This window comes from Streptomyces sp. NPDC001858 (genome assembly GCF_053594615.1).
The window spans coordinates 116,141-133,367 of record NZ_JBSFEV010000025.1; the positions used below are offsets into that span (position 1 = coordinate 116,141).

General features: G+C 68.3%; 16 protein-coding genes. 7 read left to right on the plus strand and 9 right to left on the minus strand.

Features of this window, described 5'->3' with window-relative positions:
- Nucleotides 1–40 precede the first annotated feature (40 nt).
- Complete coding sequence (gene trxA / locus ACWCPF_RS29760; protein ID WP_057576621.1) at nucleotides 41–373, plus strand: thioredoxin; 333 nt, start codon at nucleotides 41–43, stop codon at nucleotides 371–373.
- Nucleotides 374–478: 105 nt separating this feature from the next.
- Here the strand turns inward: trxA and ACWCPF_RS29765 are convergent, their stop codons facing one another.
- The 9 genes from ACWCPF_RS29765 to rpmH all read right to left on the minus strand — a co-directional run bounded on the left by ACWCPF_RS29765 (nucleotide 479) and on the right by rpmH (nucleotide 7,440).
- Complete coding sequence (locus ACWCPF_RS29765; RefSeq protein WP_451048180.1) at nucleotides 479–1,096, minus strand: GNAT family N-acetyltransferase; 618 nt, start codon at nucleotides 1,094–1,096, stop codon at nucleotides 479–481.
- Nucleotides 1,097–1,425: 329 nt separating this feature from the next.
- Nucleotides 1,426–2,544: a ParB/RepB/Spo0J family partition protein gene (locus ACWCPF_RS29770; RefSeq protein WP_451048181.1), complete on the minus strand. Its 1,119-nt coding sequence runs from the start codon at nucleotides 2,542–2,544 to the stop codon at nucleotides 1,426–1,428.
- Entirely contained in the window at nucleotides 2,541–3,614 is a 1,074-nt protein-coding gene (locus tag ACWCPF_RS29775; RefSeq protein WP_451048205.1) for an AAA family ATPase, read from the minus strand. Before ACWCPF_RS29775 ends, ACWCPF_RS29770 begins: the two co-directional genes overlap by 4 nt.
- A 299-nt stretch (nucleotides 3,615–3,913) precedes the next feature.
- Entirely contained in the window at nucleotides 3,914–4,630 is a 717-nt protein-coding gene (gene rsmG / locus ACWCPF_RS29780; protein WP_451048182.1) for a 16S rRNA (guanine(527)-N(7))-methyltransferase RsmG, read from the minus strand.
- 117 nt (nucleotides 4,631–4,747) lie between these two features.
- Entirely contained in the window at nucleotides 4,748–5,260 is a 513-nt protein-coding gene (locus ACWCPF_RS29785; RefSeq protein WP_451048183.1) for a Jag family protein, read from the minus strand.
- A 15-nt stretch (nucleotides 5,261–5,275) separates the two neighbouring features.
- Complete coding sequence (gene yidC, locus ACWCPF_RS29790; RefSeq protein ID WP_451048184.1) at nucleotides 5,276–6,556, minus strand: membrane protein insertase YidC; 1,281 nt, start codon at nucleotides 6,554–6,556, stop codon at nucleotides 5,276–5,278.
- Nucleotides 6,557–6,559: 3 nt separating this feature from the next.
- Complete coding sequence (gene yidD / locus ACWCPF_RS29795) at nucleotides 6,560–6,913, minus strand: membrane protein insertion efficiency factor YidD (RefSeq protein ID WP_451048185.1); 354 nt, start codon at nucleotides 6,911–6,913, stop codon at nucleotides 6,560–6,562.
- Nucleotides 6,910–7,281: a ribonuclease P protein component gene (gene rnpA / locus ACWCPF_RS29800; protein WP_078615780.1), complete on the minus strand. Its 372-nt coding sequence runs from the start codon at nucleotides 7,279–7,281 to the stop codon at nucleotides 6,910–6,912. Before rnpA ends, yidD begins: the two co-directional genes overlap by 4 nt.
- Nucleotides 7,282–7,302: 21 nt before the next feature.
- Nucleotides 7,303–7,440 carry a 50S ribosomal protein L34 gene (gene rpmH / locus ACWCPF_RS29805; RefSeq protein ID WP_018846094.1) on the minus strand — a complete coding sequence of 46 codons (138 nt, stop codon included), beginning with the start codon at nucleotides 7,438–7,440 and terminating at the stop codon, nucleotides 7,303–7,305.
- Between the two features lie 406 nt (nucleotides 7,441–7,846).
- Between rpmH and dnaA the strand changes: the two genes are divergently transcribed.
- The 6 genes from dnaA to gyrB all read left to right on the plus strand — a co-directional run bounded on the left by dnaA (nucleotide 7,847) and on the right by gyrB (nucleotide 17,217).
- Nucleotides 7,847–9,868 (plus strand): chromosomal replication initiator protein DnaA, encoded by a 2,022-nt coding sequence (gene dnaA / locus ACWCPF_RS29810; protein WP_451048206.1) that lies wholly within the window; start codon nucleotides 7,847–7,849, stop codon nucleotides 9,866–9,868.
- Between the two features lie 937 nt (nucleotides 9,869–10,805).
- Nucleotides 10,806–11,936 (plus strand): DNA polymerase III subunit beta, encoded by a 1,131-nt coding sequence (dnaN, locus tag ACWCPF_RS29815; RefSeq protein WP_356260508.1) that lies wholly within the window; start codon nucleotides 10,806–10,808, stop codon nucleotides 11,934–11,936.
- Nucleotides 11,937–12,112: 176 nt separating this feature from the next.
- Nucleotides 12,113–12,988 carry a phosphogluconate dehydrogenase (NAD(+)-dependent, decarboxylating) gene (gene gnd / locus ACWCPF_RS29820; protein WP_451048186.1) on the plus strand — a complete coding sequence of 292 codons (876 nt, stop codon included), beginning with the start codon at nucleotides 12,113–12,115 and terminating at the stop codon, nucleotides 12,986–12,988.
- Between the two features lie 67 nt (nucleotides 12,989–13,055).
- A complete protein-coding gene (recF, locus tag ACWCPF_RS29825; RefSeq protein ID WP_451048187.1) occupies nucleotides 13,056–14,177 on the plus strand; it encodes a DNA replication/repair protein RecF in 1,122 nt (373 codons plus the stop codon).
- The gene (locus tag ACWCPF_RS29830; protein WP_451048188.1) at nucleotides 14,174–14,722 is read left to right on the plus strand and encodes a DUF721 domain-containing protein; all 549 of its coding nucleotides are present in this window, start codon (nucleotides 14,174–14,176) and stop codon (nucleotides 14,720–14,722) included. The genes recF and ACWCPF_RS29830 overlap by 4 nt, the downstream gene beginning before the upstream one ends.
- Nucleotides 14,723–15,096: 374 nt before the next feature.
- A complete protein-coding gene (gyrB, locus tag ACWCPF_RS29835; RefSeq protein ID WP_451048189.1) occupies nucleotides 15,097–17,217 on the plus strand; it encodes a DNA topoisomerase (ATP-hydrolyzing) subunit B in 2,121 nt (706 codons plus the stop codon).
- Nucleotides 17,218–17,227 lie beyond the last annotated feature (10 nt).

Genomic DNA, 17,227 nt, shown 5'->3' on the forward strand with positions numbered 1-17,227 from the left:
CCTCTCCCGCCCCACCGCACAAAGAATTAAGGAGCCCCCTGTGGCCGGCACCCTGAAGAATGTGACCGACGCCGACTTCGAAGAGGTCGTCCTCAAGAGCGACAAGCCCGTCCTGGTGGACTTCTGGGCCGAGTGGTGCGGCCCGTGCCGCCAGATCGCTCCCTCCCTCGAGGCCATCGCGGCCGAGCACGGCGAGAAGATCGAGATCGTCAAGCTCAACATCGACGAGAACCCGGCCACGGCTGCCAAGTACGGCGTCATGTCGATTCCGACCCTGAACGTGTACCAGGGCGGCGAGGTCGCCAAGACGATCGTCGGCGCCAAGCCGAAGGCCGCACTCGTCCGCGATCTGGAGACCTTCATCTCCGAGTGACGCACGACAGCTGATGTTTCACGTGAAACACGAAGGGGCCGACCCGAGCGGGTCGGCCCCTTCGCTTTCCCGAAACGGAGCACCGAAGCGCGCCGCCGAATCCGGCTACAACGGGCGCAGCACCGGGTCCTTCTGGACCGCTCCCAGCAACCGGTCGAGCGCCATCTCCACGTCTTCCTTCCAGGACAGCGTGGTCCGCAGCTCCAGCCTCATCCGAGGATGGGTGGGATGGGGGCGCATGGTCTTGAAGCCCACCGCCAGCAGGTGGTCGGCCGGGAGCACACAGGCCGGTTCCTGCCAGCGGGCGTCGCCGAATGCCTCGATCGCCTTGAAGCCCCGACGCAGCAGATCCTTGGCGACCGTCTGGACCATCATCCGGCCGAGTCCCTGCCCTTGGTAGCCCGGCATGATGAACGCGGTCATCAACTGCACGGCGTCCGGCGACACGGGGCTCGTGGGGAACGCCGTCGAACGGGGCACGTAGGCGGGAGGGGCGTAGAGCACGAAGCCGACGGGGACGTCGTCCACGTAGACGACCCGGCCGCACGACCCCCAGTCGAGCAGGACAGCGGAGATCCAGGACTCCTTTTCCAGGGCGGACGTCCCTGCCTTCAGCGCGGCCTGACCGCGGACGGGGTCCAGTTCCCAGAAGACACACGAGCGACAGCGCTTGGGAAGGTCCTGAAGGTTGTCCAGCGTGAGCGGTACGAGCCGACGCCCCATGAAGGCTGTTCCTCGCTTCCTTCGCCCGCGGCGTCGCGAGCGGCTGTCAGAGCGCTCCGTTCCCTGAGCAGACTGCCGACGAACCCGCCGACGGCGCCCAGGCCCAGTCCGGCGCTCACCAGTCCGGTCCGGCTCATCGTTCGCATGGCCCTCGCCTCCCGCTCCGAGGTGCTGCCAGGTGGATGCGCCATAGCCCCAACCGCATCGTATCCACGATGCGATTCCATCGATACCGCCTGAAAGCAAAGAGCGAGCCGTGTTCCGGTACACACCGGACACGGCTCGCTCACAGCCTTCCAGGACCAGCGCCGCCCCGGTCGGGCAGCGGCTCAGTCCTCCGCTGCGTCTTCGTCCTCCGCCGCCTCGGCGTCACCGTCCACGAGGCCCTTCTGCAGGACAGGACCCTCTCCGGGAGCGAGCGAGCCGAGGATGCGCTCAAGGTCCTCCATCGAGGCGAACTCGACAGTGATCTTGCCCTTCTTCTGCCCCAGGTCGACCTTCACCCGCGTCTCGAAGCGGTCCGAGAGCCGGGTCGCAAGGTCGGTCAGCGCCGGGGAGACCCGACCACCGGCGCGCGGCCCCTTGGCACGCTGAGCCGTCTGCGGACGCGAGCCCATGAGGGTCACGATCTCCTCGACGGCGCGCACCGAGAGTCCCTCGGCCACAATCCGGTGGGCCAGCCGGTCCTGCTCCTCCGAGTCGTCCACGGAGAGCAGCGCCCGCGCATGACCGGCGGAAAGCACTCCGGCCGCCACCCGGCGCTGAACCGCCGGCGAGAGCTTCAACAGACGCAGAGTATTGGACACCTGCGGACGGGACCGGCCGATGCGGTCCGCCAACTGGTCGTGCGTGCAGTTGAAGTCCTTCAGCAACTGGTCGTAGGCCGCGGCCTCTTCCAGCGGGTTCAGCTGAGACCGGTGAAGGTTCTCCAGGAGAGCGTCCAGGAGGAGCTTCTCGTCATCCGTGGCCCGCACGATCGCCGGCATCGCCTCCAGGCCGGCCTCACGGCAGGCCCGCCACCGCCGCTCACCCATGATGAGCTCGTAGCGCGCGGGACCGGTCTGGCGCACGACGACCGGCTGCAGCAGGCCGACCTCCTGGATGGAGGTGATGAGTTCGTGCAGCGCATCCTCGTCGAAGACCTCACGCGGCTGGCGCGGGTTCGGCGAGATGTGGTCGAGAGGGATCTCGGCGAAGTACGCGCCGATCGGCGGCGCGGGCGTCTCCATGACGCCGAACACCGACACTTCCTCTGTTTCACGTGAAACAGGCGGCAGCGTGGCCACCTTCGCCGCGGCCACTCCGCGGTCGGTCGTCAACACCGGTACGGATGCGGGAGACGCGGATCCTCCGCCTCCGACCGCGGTCTGTGCCGGTGTCTTCTCGGTCGGGGCAGCAGGGATCAGCGCTCCTAGACCTCGGCCGAGCCCCCTCCGTCGCTCACTCACTGGATCCCCTCCACCATGTTCCGGTTGTTCTGGGCGCCGATATGGGCGCGCGTGCGGTCGTAACCGACCTCGACGCCCTTCAGCGCAAGCTCTCGTGCTGCCTCAAGGTAAGACAAGGCGCCGCTCGATCCGGGATCGTAGGTCAGCACCGTCTGCCCATAGCTCGGTGCCTCGGAGATCCGGACCGAGCGGGGAATGCTCGTCCGCAGAACCTCGTCACCGAAGTGGGTGCGCACCTCCTCGGCGACCTGCGACGCGAGACGCGTCCGGCCGTCATACATCGTGAGCAGGATGGTCGACACATGCAGGGCGGGGTTGAGGTGCCCCCGCACCAGGTCGACGTTGCGCAGCAACTGCCCCAGTCCCTCCAGCGCGTAGTACTCGCACTGGATCGGGATGAGGACCTCGGCACCGGCCACCATCGCGTTGACCGTGAGGAGACCGAGGGAGGGCGGGCAGTCGATGAGGATGTAGTCCAGCGGTTGTTCATAGGCCTGGATCGCTCGCTGCAGGCGGCTCTCACGCGCCACCAGGGACACCAACTCGATCTCCGCACCGGCGAGATCGATCGTGGCAGGAGCGCAGAAAAGGCCCTCTACATCGGGGACGGGCTGAACGACCTCCGCAAGCGGACGGCTCTCGACCAACACGTCATAGATGGACGGAACCTCGGCGTGGTGATCGATCCCCAGAGCAGTGGACGCGTTGCCCTGGGGGTCGAGGTCGACCACCAGAACTCGGCCGCCGTGCAGAGCCAGGGATGCGGCAAGGTTGACGGTCGTCGTCGTCTTGCCCACCCCGCCCTTCTGATTGGCGACCACGATCACACGGGTCTGCTCGGGGCGTGGCAGACCCTCGCCGGCGCGGCCGAGAGCCTCCACCGCGAGTTGGGCAGCACGACCGATCGGAGTGTCGTCCATCGGGGGCGGTGTTTCACGTGAAACATCCTCCCCGAACGACTCGGTACGGGGACCGGGGACCGGATCGGTCATCGGTCCCGCGATGTTGGCGTCGGACCGCAAGGATTCACTCTCCTCGACTTCAGGCTCGCAATGAACAGAGCCTCCCATGCCTTCGGGGTGGTGAACCAGTGAGGCCTGCTGTTCTGTGGAGAAATCCACCTCTGTGGACAACTCCCGTCCCTCATCGAGTGAACCGAGAGGCTTACGGTCGCGGGGTTCGGCCGCGGCGCGGCCGCGACTGATAATGCCGTGGAGCAGAGAGCGACGTTTCACGTGAAACACGATGCACAGCGCCTGCGGCCGGATCCCTCGCGACACTCCGTCTGCATGGGTTCGGCAGCTTGTGTGGAGTACGTCTCAGCGTGTCAGCGCCTCAGCGGCGTCAGCGCCTCAGCGGCGTCAGGGACTCAGCGACGTCGGCGTACTCGGCCGGTGCGGGCCGCCTTGGCTCGCTTCGCCGCGAACCGCACACCGCCGGGGCTCTCCCCGACCTCGACCCGCACCACCGTGGACAGCGGATCGACCACGCCCTCACCCACATGCAGGATCGAGGTGCTCACGGCCCCGAGCTTGCTGAGCGCGGTGGCCGCGCTCTTCAGCTCCTCCTCGGCGGTGTCTCCCTTGAGGGCGAGCATCTCGCCGTAGGGGCGCAGCAGCGGGATGCCCCAGCCGGCCAGGCGGTCCAGGGGCGCCACGGCGCGGGCGGTCACCACGTGGACCGGTGGGATGTTGCCCATGACCTCCTCGGCACGGCCACGCGCGACCGTCACATGGTCCAGGCCGAGCAGCTCGACGACCTCGTTGAGGAAGTTGGTCCGTCGCAGCAGCGGCTCCAGCAGGGTGATCTTCAGATCCTCCCGCACAAGCGCCAGAGGAATGCCGGGCAGCCCGGCGCCCGAGCCGACGTCGCACACGGTCACGCCCTCGGGCACGACCTCAGAGAGCACCGCGCAGTTCAACAGGTGCCTCTCCCACAGGCGGGGCACCTCGCGTGGGCCGATCAGCCCACGCTGTACACCTGCCTCGGCCAGGAGCTCGGCATATCGGACCGCATCGCCGAAGCGATCACCGAATACCTCTCGTGCCACTTCGGGCGCGGGGGGGAGCTCCGCTGCCTCCGTCACGGGGACCGTCCTTCCGTACCGCATCAGCGCTTTCCGCGCCGACGCCAGAACTACCAGGCTGACAAAGATCGGCCCCGCCTGCGCGACAGACGGGGCCGGGGATACGTACGTACCGAATCAGTTGGGCAGCACGACGACGAAGCGCTGCGGCTCCTCGCCCTCGGACTCGCTGCGCAGGCCGGCGGCCTTGACCGCGTCGTGCACGACCTTGCGCTCGAAGGGCGTCATCGGCTGCATCTTGACCGGCTCACCGTTGTTCTTCGCGTCGGCCGCGGCCTTGGCGCCCAGCTCGGTGAGCTCGGCGCGCTTGTTGGCGCGGTAGCCGGCGATGTCGAGCATCAGTCGGCTGCGGTCGCCGGTCTCCCGGTGCACGGCCAGGCGCGTGAGTTCCTGCAGCGCCTCCAACACCTCGCCGTCCCGGCCGACCAGCTTCAGCAGGTCACGGGTGCCCACGTCGCTGATGATCGACACAGAGGCGCGGTCGGCCTCGACGTCCATGTCGATGTCGCCGTCGAGATCGGCGATGTCCAGCAGACCCTCGAGGTAGTCCGCCGCGATCTCGCCCTCCTGCTCCAGGCGGGTCAGGGTGTCTGCACCCTCGGCGGCGGCGGAGGTGGTGCCTTCCGTCACGGGATGGGCTCCTTCTTACTTCTTGGACGGGGACTTGGGGCGCTGCGGGCCGCCCTTGCGCTGTCCGGACTGGGCCTTGCTGCGGCCTTGGGAACCGGGCTTTGCGCCGGCCTGCTTGGCGGCGCCGGCGCTGCCCGAGGGCTTGGCGTCCTCCGGCTCGTCGGACTTGATCAGCGAGGTGGGCTCGCCGGCCGCCTTCGGGGTCGCGGACTGGCGCTGCGACTTCGACTGGCGCTTGGGCTGCTGACGCTTGGCGGCGGCCGCGCTCGTGGAGGTGCCGTCCTCGGCCTGGGCAGCCGCCTGGGCCTCGCTCTTGACGACGTTGCCGTCGGCCTGGGCCGCGAAGCCCACCTTGGTCAGAGCGTTGATGAACTTGCGCTCGGCGTCGTTGCGGTCGCGGCCCTTGGCCACGATGGCCTTGACGATGGCCTTCTCGCTGCGGCGACGCGTCTTGCCGTTGTGCGTGACGTGCTTGTACAGGCGATCCAGGTAGGCGGCCTGGGCCTTCGAACCCGGCGTCGGGTTGTTGCGGATCACGTACATCTGCTGACCCATGGTCCACACGTTGGTGGTGAGCCAGTAGACGAGGACACCCACGGGGAAGTTGATGCCGAAGACGGCGAACATGACGGGGAAGACGTACATCAGCATCTTCTGCTGCTGCATGAACGGCGTCTTCACCGTGGTGTCGACGTTCTTCGTCATCAGCTGGCGCTGGGTGAAGAACTGCGACGCCGACATCAGAACGATCATGATCGCGGTGACCACGCGGACATCGGTGAGCGAGGCGCCGAGCGACTCCACCTTCGCCGAGCCGTCGGTGAACTTCGCGGCCAACGGAGCGCCGAAGATGTGCGCCTTGCGCGCGCTCTCGAGCAGCTGCTCGTTGATGACGCCGATCTGGTCGCCCGTCGCGATGCCGTTGAGCACGTGATAGAGGGCGAAGAAGAACGGGGACTGCGCCAGGATGGGAAGGCACGAGGAGAGCGGGTTGGTGCCCGTCTCCTTGTACAGCTTCATCATCTCTTCGGACTGACGCTGTTTGTCGTTCTTGTAGCGCTCCTGGATCTTCTTCATCTCAGGCTGCAGCGTCTGCATCGCCCGAGTCGACTTGATCTGCTTCACGAACAGCGGGATCAGGCAGATACGGATCAGGATCACCAGGGACACGATGGACAGGCCCCAGGCCCATCCGGTGTCAGGGCCGAAGATGGCGCCGTACACCGTGTGGAACTGGACGATGACCCAGGAGACAGGTGTCGTGATGAAGCTGAAGAGGCTGGCAATCGTGTCCACTAATCATGCTCCTTGGGCATGGGACGGTGTCTCTGCGGCCGGGCCCGAGGAAGAGTTCTCCCCGGGGGCCGTTTCGGCGGCGGAGGTCCCGCCCCTGCGTGCACGCCACGCGTCGCGCAGCATTTCGTGCCATCGCGGCCGTTTGCGCGGCGGGACATGGTCCACACCGCCGAGCGACCACGGGTTGCAGCGCAGAATGCGCCACGCGGTGAGTGCCGTTCCCTTGATCGCGCCGTGCCGGTCGATGGCCGTATAGCCGTAGTGGGAGCACGACGGGTAGTACTTGCACACCGGCCCGAGCAGTGGACTGATCGTCCACTGGTACAGCTTGATCAGAGCCAGTAGCGGGTACTTCATCGCGCGCCCCCTCCCAGTAGCCGTTGAAGGGCGGCATCCAGGTCTTGGGCCAGCTGTGCGTGGTCGGCGTCGCCCGCCCCGGGCAGCGCCCGTACGACTACCAGGCTACCGGGGGGGAAGAGGGTGACTCGATCGCGCATCAGGTGACGCAGTCTTCGCTTCACCTTGTTGCGCACCACCGCTCCGCCCACAGCCTTGCTCACGACGAAACCCGCACGCGTCGGGGGAGCGCTCTCCCCAGGCGCGTGCGGGTCCGTGGCACCGCTTCGAAGATGGACCACGAGGGTCGGGCGGCCGGCCCGACGACCTCGTCGTACCGCGGTCGCGAAGTCCTCGCGCCGCCTCAGCCGATGCTCGGTAGGCAGCACGACGTCATGACCTGATCAGGCTCAGGCGGACAGGTTGGCGCGGCCCTTGCTGCGGCGGTTCGCGAGAATCGCGCGACCGGCACGGGTGCGCATCCGCAGGCGGAAGCCGTGGGTCTTGGCGCGACGGCGGTTGTTCGGCTGGAAGGTGCGCTTGCTCACTCGGGGGCTCCAGAAATCAATCGGTGGCGGCGGGGTGCCGTCCTGGCTGTCACCGTGCGCCCACGAGGTAGCTCGCGGTGAACGCCCGAGTGCACCGCTTCCCGATCACCTGAAGCGATCTGTGCCCATCGGAGGCAGGCGGCAGCAGCCATCGACAACTCGACCTGGTTACGGTACGCGCGGCTACGCCATCCGGTCAAACCGGCAGTCACGGGGAGACACTATCCACAGCCTGGGGACAACAACTTGAACCGCACCCGTCGCCCTGACTACCTTGGCTGAACTCCGAATCGTTCCTTTGTCCCTGCCCCGCCCCATATGAATCCCGACCGTCCCGCAACCACACGTTCGTGGGACCCACGAGAGAGCGTGCCCTGTGGCTGACGTACCTGCCGATCTTGCCGCAGTGTGGCCACGAGTACTGGAGCAGCTCCTCGGCGAGGGCCGGGGCCAGGGCGTCGAGGTGAAGGACGAGCACTGGATCAGGCGCTGCCAGCCGCTCGCGCTGGTCGCCGACACCGCCCTGCTCGCAGTGCCGAACGAATTTGCGAAGGGCGTGCTGGAGGGCCGCCTCGCCCCGATCGTCAGCGAGACGCTGAGCCGCGAGTGCGGCCGCCCGATCCGTATCGCCATCACCGTCGACGACTCCGCCGGCGACCCCCAGGGCCCGCCGCCCCCTCCCGCACCTCAGCAGCCGCGCTACGAGGAGCCCGAGCTCCCGGCCGGCTACGACGGGCAGGACGGCCGAAATGATGGCCGAAACGACAGCCGGAGCGAGGGTCGGAACGGTGGGGGCCAGAAGGACGGCCGCTACGACGCCGGATACGACAATTCGTATGACAACTCGTACGACAGCCAGTACGAGGGCTACGGCCGCCACCGCGCCGACCCGATGCCGCCGACGCCCGGCGACCAGCTCCCCGGCTCGCGCGCGGACCAACTGCCCACCGCGCGGCCCGCGTATCCGTCCGAGTACCAGCGCCCCGAGCCCGGCGCCTGGCCGCGGCCCCAGCAGGACGAGTACAGCTGGCAGCAGCAGCGGCTCGGCTTCCCGGAGCGCGACCCCTATGCGTCGCCGTCCTCCCAGGACCCGTACAGCTCCTCGTCGCAGGACTCCTACGGTCCTCCGTCGCAGGACTACCGCCCCCAGTCGATGGAGCGGCCGCCCTACGACCCGTCGCCGTACGAGCAGCAGCGGTCGGAGTACGAGCAGTCCCGGTCCGACTACGACCAGCGCGACGCCGGCCGCCGCGAGCGGCCCGAGCCGCCGTCGGCCGGTCCCGGCCATCCGCACCGCGGCGGCCCGGGGCAGCACGGCCCCGGCCAGCACGGCCCGGGTACGCCCGGACCGTCGGCCGCGCAGTCCTCGCCGACGAAGGCCGGCCCCGGTGAGCCGACGGCGCGCCTGAACCCGAAGTACCTCTTCGACACCTTCGTCATCGGCGCCTCCAACCGGTTCGCGCACGCGGCCGCCGTCGCCGTCGCCGAGGCGCCCGCGAAGGCCTACAACCCCCTCTTCATCTACGGGGAGTCGGGCCTGGGCAAGACGCACCTGCTGCACGCCATCGGGCACTACGCGCGAAGCCTCTACCCGGGCACGCGCGTGCGGTACGTGAGCTCGGAGGAGTTCACCAACGAGTTCATCAACTCCATCCGCGACGGCAAGGGCGACAGCTTCCGCAAGCGGTACCGCGAGATGGACATCCTGCTCGTCGACGACATCCAGTTCCTCGCGGACAAGGAGTCGACGCAGGAGGAGTTCTTCCACACCTTCAATACGCTCCACAACGCGAACAAGCAGATCGTGCTGTCCAGCGACCGGCCGCCCAGGCAGCTGGTGACGCTGGAGGACCGGCTGAGGAACCGTTTCGAATGGGGCCTGACCACCGACGTCCAGCCGCCCGAGCTGGAGACCCGCATCGCGATCCTGCGCAAGAAGGCGGTCCAGGAGCAGCTCAACGCCCCGCCGGAGGTCCTGGAGTTCATCGCGTCCCGCATCTCGCGCAACATCCGCGAGCTGGAGGGCGCGCTGATCCGGGTGACGGCGTTCGCGTCACTCAACCGGCAGCCGGTGGACCTCGGCCTGACGGAGATCGTCCTCAAGGATCTGATCCCCGGCGGCGACGACTCCACGCCCGAGATCACCTCGACCGCGATCATGAGCGCGACGGCCGACTACTTCGGCCTCACGATCGAGGACCTGTGCGGCAGCTCGCGCGGCCGCCAGCTCGTCACGGCCCGCCAGATCGCCATGTACCTGTGCCGTGAGCTGACGGACCTGTCACTGCCGAAGATCGGCGCGCTGTTCGGCGGCCGCGACCACACGACGGTCATGCACGCCGACCGCAAGATCCGCAATCTCATGGCCGAGCGGCGCTCCATCTACAACCAGGTGACGGAGCTGACCAACCGCATCAAGAACGGCTGACGGCACCGAGCGACCGCACCGACCGCACCGACACATCGCGTTGCGGACGCCGCTGAGGGCGCCCCCGGAGGACATCCGGGGGCGCTTTTCGTCGTCCTGGAGGCGTCCACCCCCCGCCGGCGTCGACCGGCAACCGTCGTGCGGCGCTCACCCGCTGTTCGATTACCGGCCGGGTTACGGCCACTCTCCACAGATTCGGTGACTTTTTCCCGTCCACACCCTGGGGACCGGGAAGTTGTCCAGACTGTATCCACAGGCTGACTCGGTGAGAGACCATCGAGCCAGGTCAAGTGGCTGTGGATTCGTGGACAAAGTTTATCCACAGGCTGTGGACAAGAAAATGATCCACAGGCTGTGCATGGAGTTGTCCACCGGCAACCCACAGGCTGCGGCCGGTTGTCCCCAGCGATCCCCGGCTTCTCCACATGTCTGTCCACTGTTCGGCAACACGACGCGCCTCGTCACCGGGTCGAGTGAAAGGCGTCACACGAAGCTGCCGGGTTGCCCTGTGGGAAACGTGGGTAAACCTGGGGACGCTTCTGGGGACAACTCGCCCCTGCCTGTGCATGGAGTGTGCAGAACTTTCTGTTCTCCACAGAGGGCCCCGGTTATCCACCGCCTCCACCCACAGGACCAGTGGATAAAAAACCGATGCTGAGCTGCGAAAACGCAGTTATCCACCGTTTCCACAGCCCCTACTACTACTCCCAACTAGAGAGAGCGAGGAATCCGTTTAGAAGGGGGTCCTGTGCACAACTCGCTCCTCGGCGCCCGGCTGCCCCTCGTCACGACTTGACCCCGAGGGGCACCAGCTGTCAGTGCGGTGCGTCAGACTGGTCCCCGGTGGTTCTGCCCCGCCTCGGGGCCGACGACACCGAGACAGACGACGAAGGCCAGGCAGGGCGAGAAGCGCCGGCAACAGCAGGAGGCGGCAAGAGTGAAGATCCGGGTGGAACGCGACGTACTCGCGGAGGCCGTGGCCTGGGCGGCGCGCAGCCTCCCGGCCCGTCCGCCGGCGCCGGTCCTCGCCGGCCTGCTGCTGAAGGCCGAGGACGGCCAGCTGAGCCTGTCCAGCTTCGACTACGAGGTCTCCGCGCGGGTCTCCGTCGAGACCGAGGTCGAGGAGGAGGGCACGGTCCTCGTGTCCGGCCGACTGCTCGCGGACATCTGCCGCGCCCTGCCCAACCGTCCGGTGGAGATCTCCACAGACGGTGTACGGGCCACGGTGGTCTGCGGCTCCTCGCGGTTCACGCTCCACACCCTGCCGGTGGAGGAGTACCCGTCGCTGCCGCAGATGCCGAACGCCACGGGCACCGTCCCCGGCGAGGTCTTCGCCTCCGCGGCCGCTCAGGTGGCCATCGCCGCCGGTCGTGACGACACGCTGCCGGTGCTCACCGGTGTGCGCATCGAGATCGAGGGCGACACCGTCACGCTGGCCTCCACCGACCGCTACCGCTTCGCGGTCCGCGAGTTCCTGTGGAAGCCGGAGAACCCCGACGCGTCCGCGGTCGCCCTGGTCCCCGCCAAGACGCTCTTGGACACCGCCAAGGCCCTCACGAGCGGCGACAGCGTCATCCTGGCGCTCTCCGGCTCGGGTTCCGGCGAGGGGCTCATCGGTTTCGAGGGCGCCGGCCGTCGTACGACGACCCGCCTCCTGGAGGGCGACCTCCCGAAGTACCGCACGCTGTTCCCGACCGAGTTCAACTCCGTCGCCGTGATCGAGACCGCCCCCTTCGTGGAGGCCGTCAAGCGCGTCGCGCTGGTCGCCGAGCGCAACACCCCGGTGCGGCTCAGCTTCGAGCAGGGCGTGCTCATCCTGGAGGCCGGCTCCAGCGACGACGCACAGGCTGTGGAGCGGGTCGACGCCCAGCTCGAGGGCGACGACATCTCGATCGCCTTCAACCCGACCTTCCTGCTGGACGGCCTGAGCGCGATCGACTCCCCGGTCGCCCAGCTGTCCTTCACGACGTCCACGAAGCCCGCGCTGCTCAGCGGCAAGCCGGCGCTGGACGCGGAGGCGGACGAGGCCTACAAGTACCTGATCATGCCGGTGCGCCTGAGCGGCTGAGCTGCGGATGTTGTCCACAGGCCGTGGAGAAAGCGTCCCCGGCCTGTGGGAAAGCCGCAGGTGGGAGCGTTCGTTTGAGCGCGTATGCCCACAGGTGTGCGTGACGGTCCGGGTTTAGGCTCGGACATGGGTACGAAGGTGCCCCACACGCCACACAGCGACCTAAGGAACAACTGATGGAGCTCGGTCTCGTCGGCCTCGGCAAGATGGGCGGCAACATGCGCGAGCGGATACGCCGCGCAGGCCACACCGTCGTCGGATACGACCGCAACCCGGACCTCGCCGATGTCCACAGCCTCCAGGAGCTGGTGGGCAAGCTCAGCGGCCCGCGCGTGGTCTGGGTGATGGTTCCGGCCGGCGCCGCGACCCAGTCCACCGTCGACGAGCTCGGCGAGCTCCTGGAGCCGGGCGACGTGGTCGTGGACGGCGGCAACTCCCGCTGGACGGACGACGAGAAGCACGCCGAGGAACTCGCCGCCAAGGGCATCGGCTTCGTCGACTGCGGCGTCTCGGGCGGCGTCTGGGGCCTGGAGAACGGCTATGCGCTGATGTACGGCGGGGCCGCGGAGAACGTCGCCAAGGTGCAGCCGGTCTTCGACGCCCTCAAGCCCGAGGGCGAGTTCGGAGCGGTCCACGCCGGCAAGGTCGGCGCCGGCCACTTCGCGAAGATGGTCCACAACGGCATCGAGTACGCCATGATGCAGGCCTACGCCGAGGGCTGGGAGCTCCTGGAGAAGGTCGACTCCGTCACGGACGTGCGCGAGGTCTTCCGCTCCTGGCAGGAGGGCACGGTCATCCGGTCCTGGCTGCTGGACCTCGCGGTCAACGCGCTCGACGAGGACGAGCACCTCGACAAGCTGCGCGGCTTCGCACAGGACTCCGGCGAGGGCCGCTGGACCGTCGAGGCCGCCATCGACAACGCCGTCCCGCTGCCCGCGATCACGGCCTCGCTGTTCGCGCGGTTCGCGTCCCGGCAGGACGACTCGCCGCAGATGAAGATGATCGCGGCGCTGCGCAACCAGTTCGGCGGCCACGCCGTCGAGACGAAGTAGTCCACGACCAAGTGATCCACAGGGTCGCACCGCGATCCACAACCCTGGGGGAGGTCGGCGAACGACCATGCACGTCACGCATCTGTCGCTGGCCGACTTCCGCTCGTACGCCCGGGTCGAAGTTCCGCTCGACCCGGGCGTCACCGCCTTCGTGGGCCCCAACGGGCAGGGCAAGACGAACCTCGTCGAGGCCGTCGGCTACCTCGCCACCCTCGGCAGCCACCGGGTCGCCTCGGACGCGCCCCTGGTCCGCATGGGCGCCGACCGCGCGATCATCCGGGCGCAGGTCAAGCAGGGCGAGCGGCAGCAGCTGGTCGAGCTGGAGCTGAACCCCGGCAAATCCAACCGCGCCCGCATCAACAGGTCCTCGCAGGTCAGGCCGCGTGATGTGCTCGGCATCGTGCGGACCGTGCTGTTCGCGCCCGAGGACCTCGCCCTGGTGAAGGGCGACCCGGGTGAGCGCCGCCGCTTCCTGGACGAGCTGATCACCGCCCGCTCCCCGCGCATGGCGGGTGTGCGCTCCGACTACGAGCGGGTCCTCAAGCAGCGCAACACCCTCCTGAAGAGCGCCGCGCTCGCCCGCAGGCACGGCGGCCGGACCATGGACCTGTCGACGCTCGACGTCTGGGATCAGCACCTCGCGCGCGTGGGCGCCGAGCTGCTCGCCCAGCGGCTCGACCTGGTGGCCGCGGTCCAGCCGCTCGCCGACAAGGCGTACGAGCAGCTGGCGCCCGGTGGCGGTCCGGTGGCCCTGGAGTACAAGTCGTCGGCCCCCGGCGAGGCACACACGCGTGAGGAGCTCTACGGGCAGCTCATGGCCGCGCTCGCGGACGCCCGCAAGCAGGAGATCGAGCGGGGCGTCACGCTGGTCGGCCCCCATCGGGACGATGTGATCCTCAAGCTCGGCCCGATGCCGGCCAAGGGGTACGCCTCGCACGGCGAGTCCTGGTCGTACGCGCTGGCGCTGCGGCTGGCCTCCTACGACCTGCTGCGGGCCGAGGGCAACGAGCCGGTGCTGGTCCTGGACGACGTCTTCGCCGAGCTGGACGCCCGTCGGCGGGAGCGGCTGGCCGAACTGGTCGCGCCCGGCGAGCAGGTGCTGGTGACGGCCGCGGTCGACGACGACGTGCCGGACGTCCTCGCGGGGGCGCGGTACACCGTGTCCGGGGGGACGGTGGAGCGGGTATGAGCGCCGACGAACCGGCCCCGGAGCGGGCCCCTGAGCGCGGCCCCGAGCCCTCCGGCGTCGACCTCGCGCGCGTGGCGCTCAAGGCCGCACGCGAGCAGGCACGCGCGCGTGGGGACGCGGTGCAGCAGAAGAAGCAGGCCCGGCGCGGGGGCGGCCTGCGCTCCGGAGCGCGCGCCGACGGCCGCGACCCGATGGCGCTGGGCGCCGCGATCAACCGGCTGCTCACCGAGCGCGGCTGGGAGGCGCCGGCGGCGGTGGGCGGGGTGATGGGCCGGTGGCCGCAGATCGTCGGCGAGGACCTGGCCAAGCACTGCCTGCCGGAGCGGTACGACGAGGACGAGCGGACGCTGATCGTGCGCTGCGACTCCACGGCCTGGGCGACGAACCTGCGGCTGCTCGCCCCGACGCTGGTGGCGCGCCTGAACGAGGATCTGGGGCACGGCACGGTGCGGCTGATCAAGGTGCTGGGTCCCAGCGGTCCCGTGCGCCGCTACGGCCCCTTGAGGGCCCCTGGGAGCACCGGTCCCGGCGATACCTACGGGTGACGTATGTCACGTATCCGAAGGCCGGGAGGGTTCCGTCGGGACCGCCCGGCCTTCGTTCCGTGTGCCCGCGTGCGGGTGCGAATTCCGACGTGACTCCCAAGTAGCCAAGGGTTGACACCCGGAAGCGCTGAGTGCCTCCGTGAGCCTCTTGGAGCCCCCATCCACATATCGGGACCCGGAAGAGACCGGTTGAGGGCGGCACATGCGGACTCAGGTACCGGCAAACCCCCATCACTGTCAGTGCTACCGGTAGACTGGAAGCCAATCCCGCCCCGAACGTGGGGACCGCCCGGGAAAAGCTGAGCAACGCTGATCAAGGCTTACCAACGCAACATGCCGCAGCCGCTCCGGCAACCCGCCGACGAGCCTGGCTAGTGCTGTGCCAGAAAGGGCGCTTCGTGGCCGATTCCGGCAACCCCAACGAGAACATCCCGTCCACCGACGCCGGCGCGAACGACGAGGTCATCGCCTCGAGCAACTCGAGCAACTCGACCCACTCGAGCATCTCGAGCAGCGAGGTCACCGCCTCGTACGACGCCAGCGCCATTACCGTCCTCGAGGGCCTGGACGCCGTCCGCAAGCGACCCGGTATGTACATCGGTTCGACCGGTGAGCGAGGGCTGCACCACCTCGTGTACGAGGTCGTCGACAACTCGGTCGACGAGGCGCTGGCCGGCCACGCGGACACCATCGACGTGACGATCCTGGCCGACGGCGGTGTGCGCGTCATCGACAACGGCCGCGGCATCCCGGTGGGCATCGTCCCCTCCGAGGGCAAGCCGGCCCTTGAGGTCGTGCTCACGGTGCTGCACGCGGGCGGCAAGTTCGGCGGCGGCGGTTACGCGGTCTCCGGTGGTCTGCACGGCGTCGGCGTCTCGGTCGTGAACGCCCTGTCGAGCAAGGTCGCGGTCGAGGTCAAGACCGACGGCCACCGCCACACGCAGGACTACAAGATGGGCGTCCCCACGGCCCCGCTGGTCAAGCACGAGGCCACGGACGAGACCGGCACCTCGGTCACCTTCTGGGCGGACGGCGACATCTTCGAGACCACGGAGTACTCCTTCGAGACGCTCTCGCGGCGCTTCCAGGAGATGGCGTTCCTCAACAAGGGCCTGACGATCAAGCTCACCGACGAGCGCGAGTCGGCGAAGGCCACCGCCGGGGCGGACGAGGCGGGTGCGGACGAGAAGGACGAGGTCAAGACCGTCACGTACCACTACGAGGGCGGCATCGTCGACTTCGTGAAGTACCTCAACTCCCGCAAGGGCGACGTGGTGCACCCGACGGTGATCGACCTCGAGGCGGAGGACAAGGACAAGGCCCTCTCCCTCGAAGTCGCCATGCAGTGGAACAGCGGCTACAGCGAGGGCGTGTACTCCTTCGCCAACATCATCCACACGCATGAGGGCGGCACGCACGAGGAGGGCTTCCGCGCGGCGCTGACCAACCTGGTCAACAAGTACGCGCGCGACAAGAAGCTGCTGCGCGAGAAGGACGACAACCTCACGGGCGACGACATCCGCGAGGGCCTGACCGCGATCATCTCCGTCAAGCTGAGCGAGCCGCAGTTCGAGGGCCAGACCAAGACCAAGCTGGGCAACACCGAGGCGAAGACCTTCGTCCAGAAGGCCGTCTACGAGCACCTCAACGACTGGCTGGACCGCAACCCGGTCGAGGCGGCGGACATCGTCCGCAAGGGCATCCAGGCGGCCACCGCGCGCGTGGCGGCCCGCAAGGCCCGCGACCTGACGCGCCGTAAGGGCCTGCTGGAGTCGGCGTCCCTGCCGGGCAAGCTCTCCGACTGCCAGTCGAACGACCCCATCAAGTGCGAGATCTTCATCGTCGAGGGTGACTCCGCCGGCGGTTCGGCCAAGTCCGGCCGCAACCCGCAGTACCAGGCGATCCTCCCGATCCGGGGCAAGATCCTCAACGTCGAGAAGGCGCGGATCGACAAGATCCTGCAGAACCAGGAGATCCAGGCGCTGATCTCCGCCTTCGGCACCGGTGTGCACGAGGACTTCGACATCTCCAAGCTCCGCTATCACAAGATCATCCTGATGGCGGACGCCGACGTCGACGGCCAGCACATCAACACCCTGCTGCTGACCTTCCTGTTCCGCTTCATGCGGCCGCTGGTCGAGGCCGGGCACGTGTTCCTGTCCCGTCCGCCGCTCTACAAGATCAAGTGGGGCCGGGACGAGGTCGAGTACGCCTACTCCGACCGCGAGCGCGACGCGCTGATCGAGCTGGGCCGCCAGCGCGGCAAGCGGGTGCGCGAGGACTCCATCCAGCGCTTCAAGGGTCTCGGCGAGATGAACGCCGAGGAGCTGCGCATCACCACGATGGACCAGGAGCACCGCGTCCTCGGCCAGGTCACCCTGGACGACGCCGCCCAGGCCGACGACCTGTTCTCCGTCCTCATGGGCGAGGACGTCGAAGCCCGCCGCGCGTTCATCCAGCGCAACGCCAAGGACGTCCGCTTCCTCGACATTTGAGTCGGTCTCA

Bases quoted from the DNA above. Each gene is read 5' to 3' on its own strand.
- ACWCPF_RS29765 (WP_451048180.1), bottom strand. From the start codon at position 1,096: ATGGGGCGTCGGCTCGTACCGCTCACGCTGGACAACCTTCAGGACCTT.
- ACWCPF_RS29775 (WP_451048205.1), bottom strand. From the start codon at position 3,614: ATGGGAGGCTCTGTTCATTGCGAGCCTGAAGTCGAGGAGAGTGAATCC.
- yidD (WP_451048185.1), bottom strand. From the start codon at position 6,913: ATGAAGTACCCGCTACTGGCTCTGATCAAGCTGTACCAGTGGACGATC.
- gnd (WP_451048186.1), top strand. From the start codon at position 12,113: ATGGAGCTCGGTCTCGTCGGCCTCGGCAAGATGGGCGGCAACATGCGC.
- recF (WP_451048187.1), top strand. From the start codon at position 13,056: ATGCACGTCACGCATCTGTCGCTGGCCGACTTCCGCTCGTACGCCCGG.
- ACWCPF_RS29830 (WP_451048188.1), top strand. From the start codon at position 14,174: ATGAGCGCCGACGAACCGGCCCCGGAGCGGGCCCCTGAGCGCGGCCCC.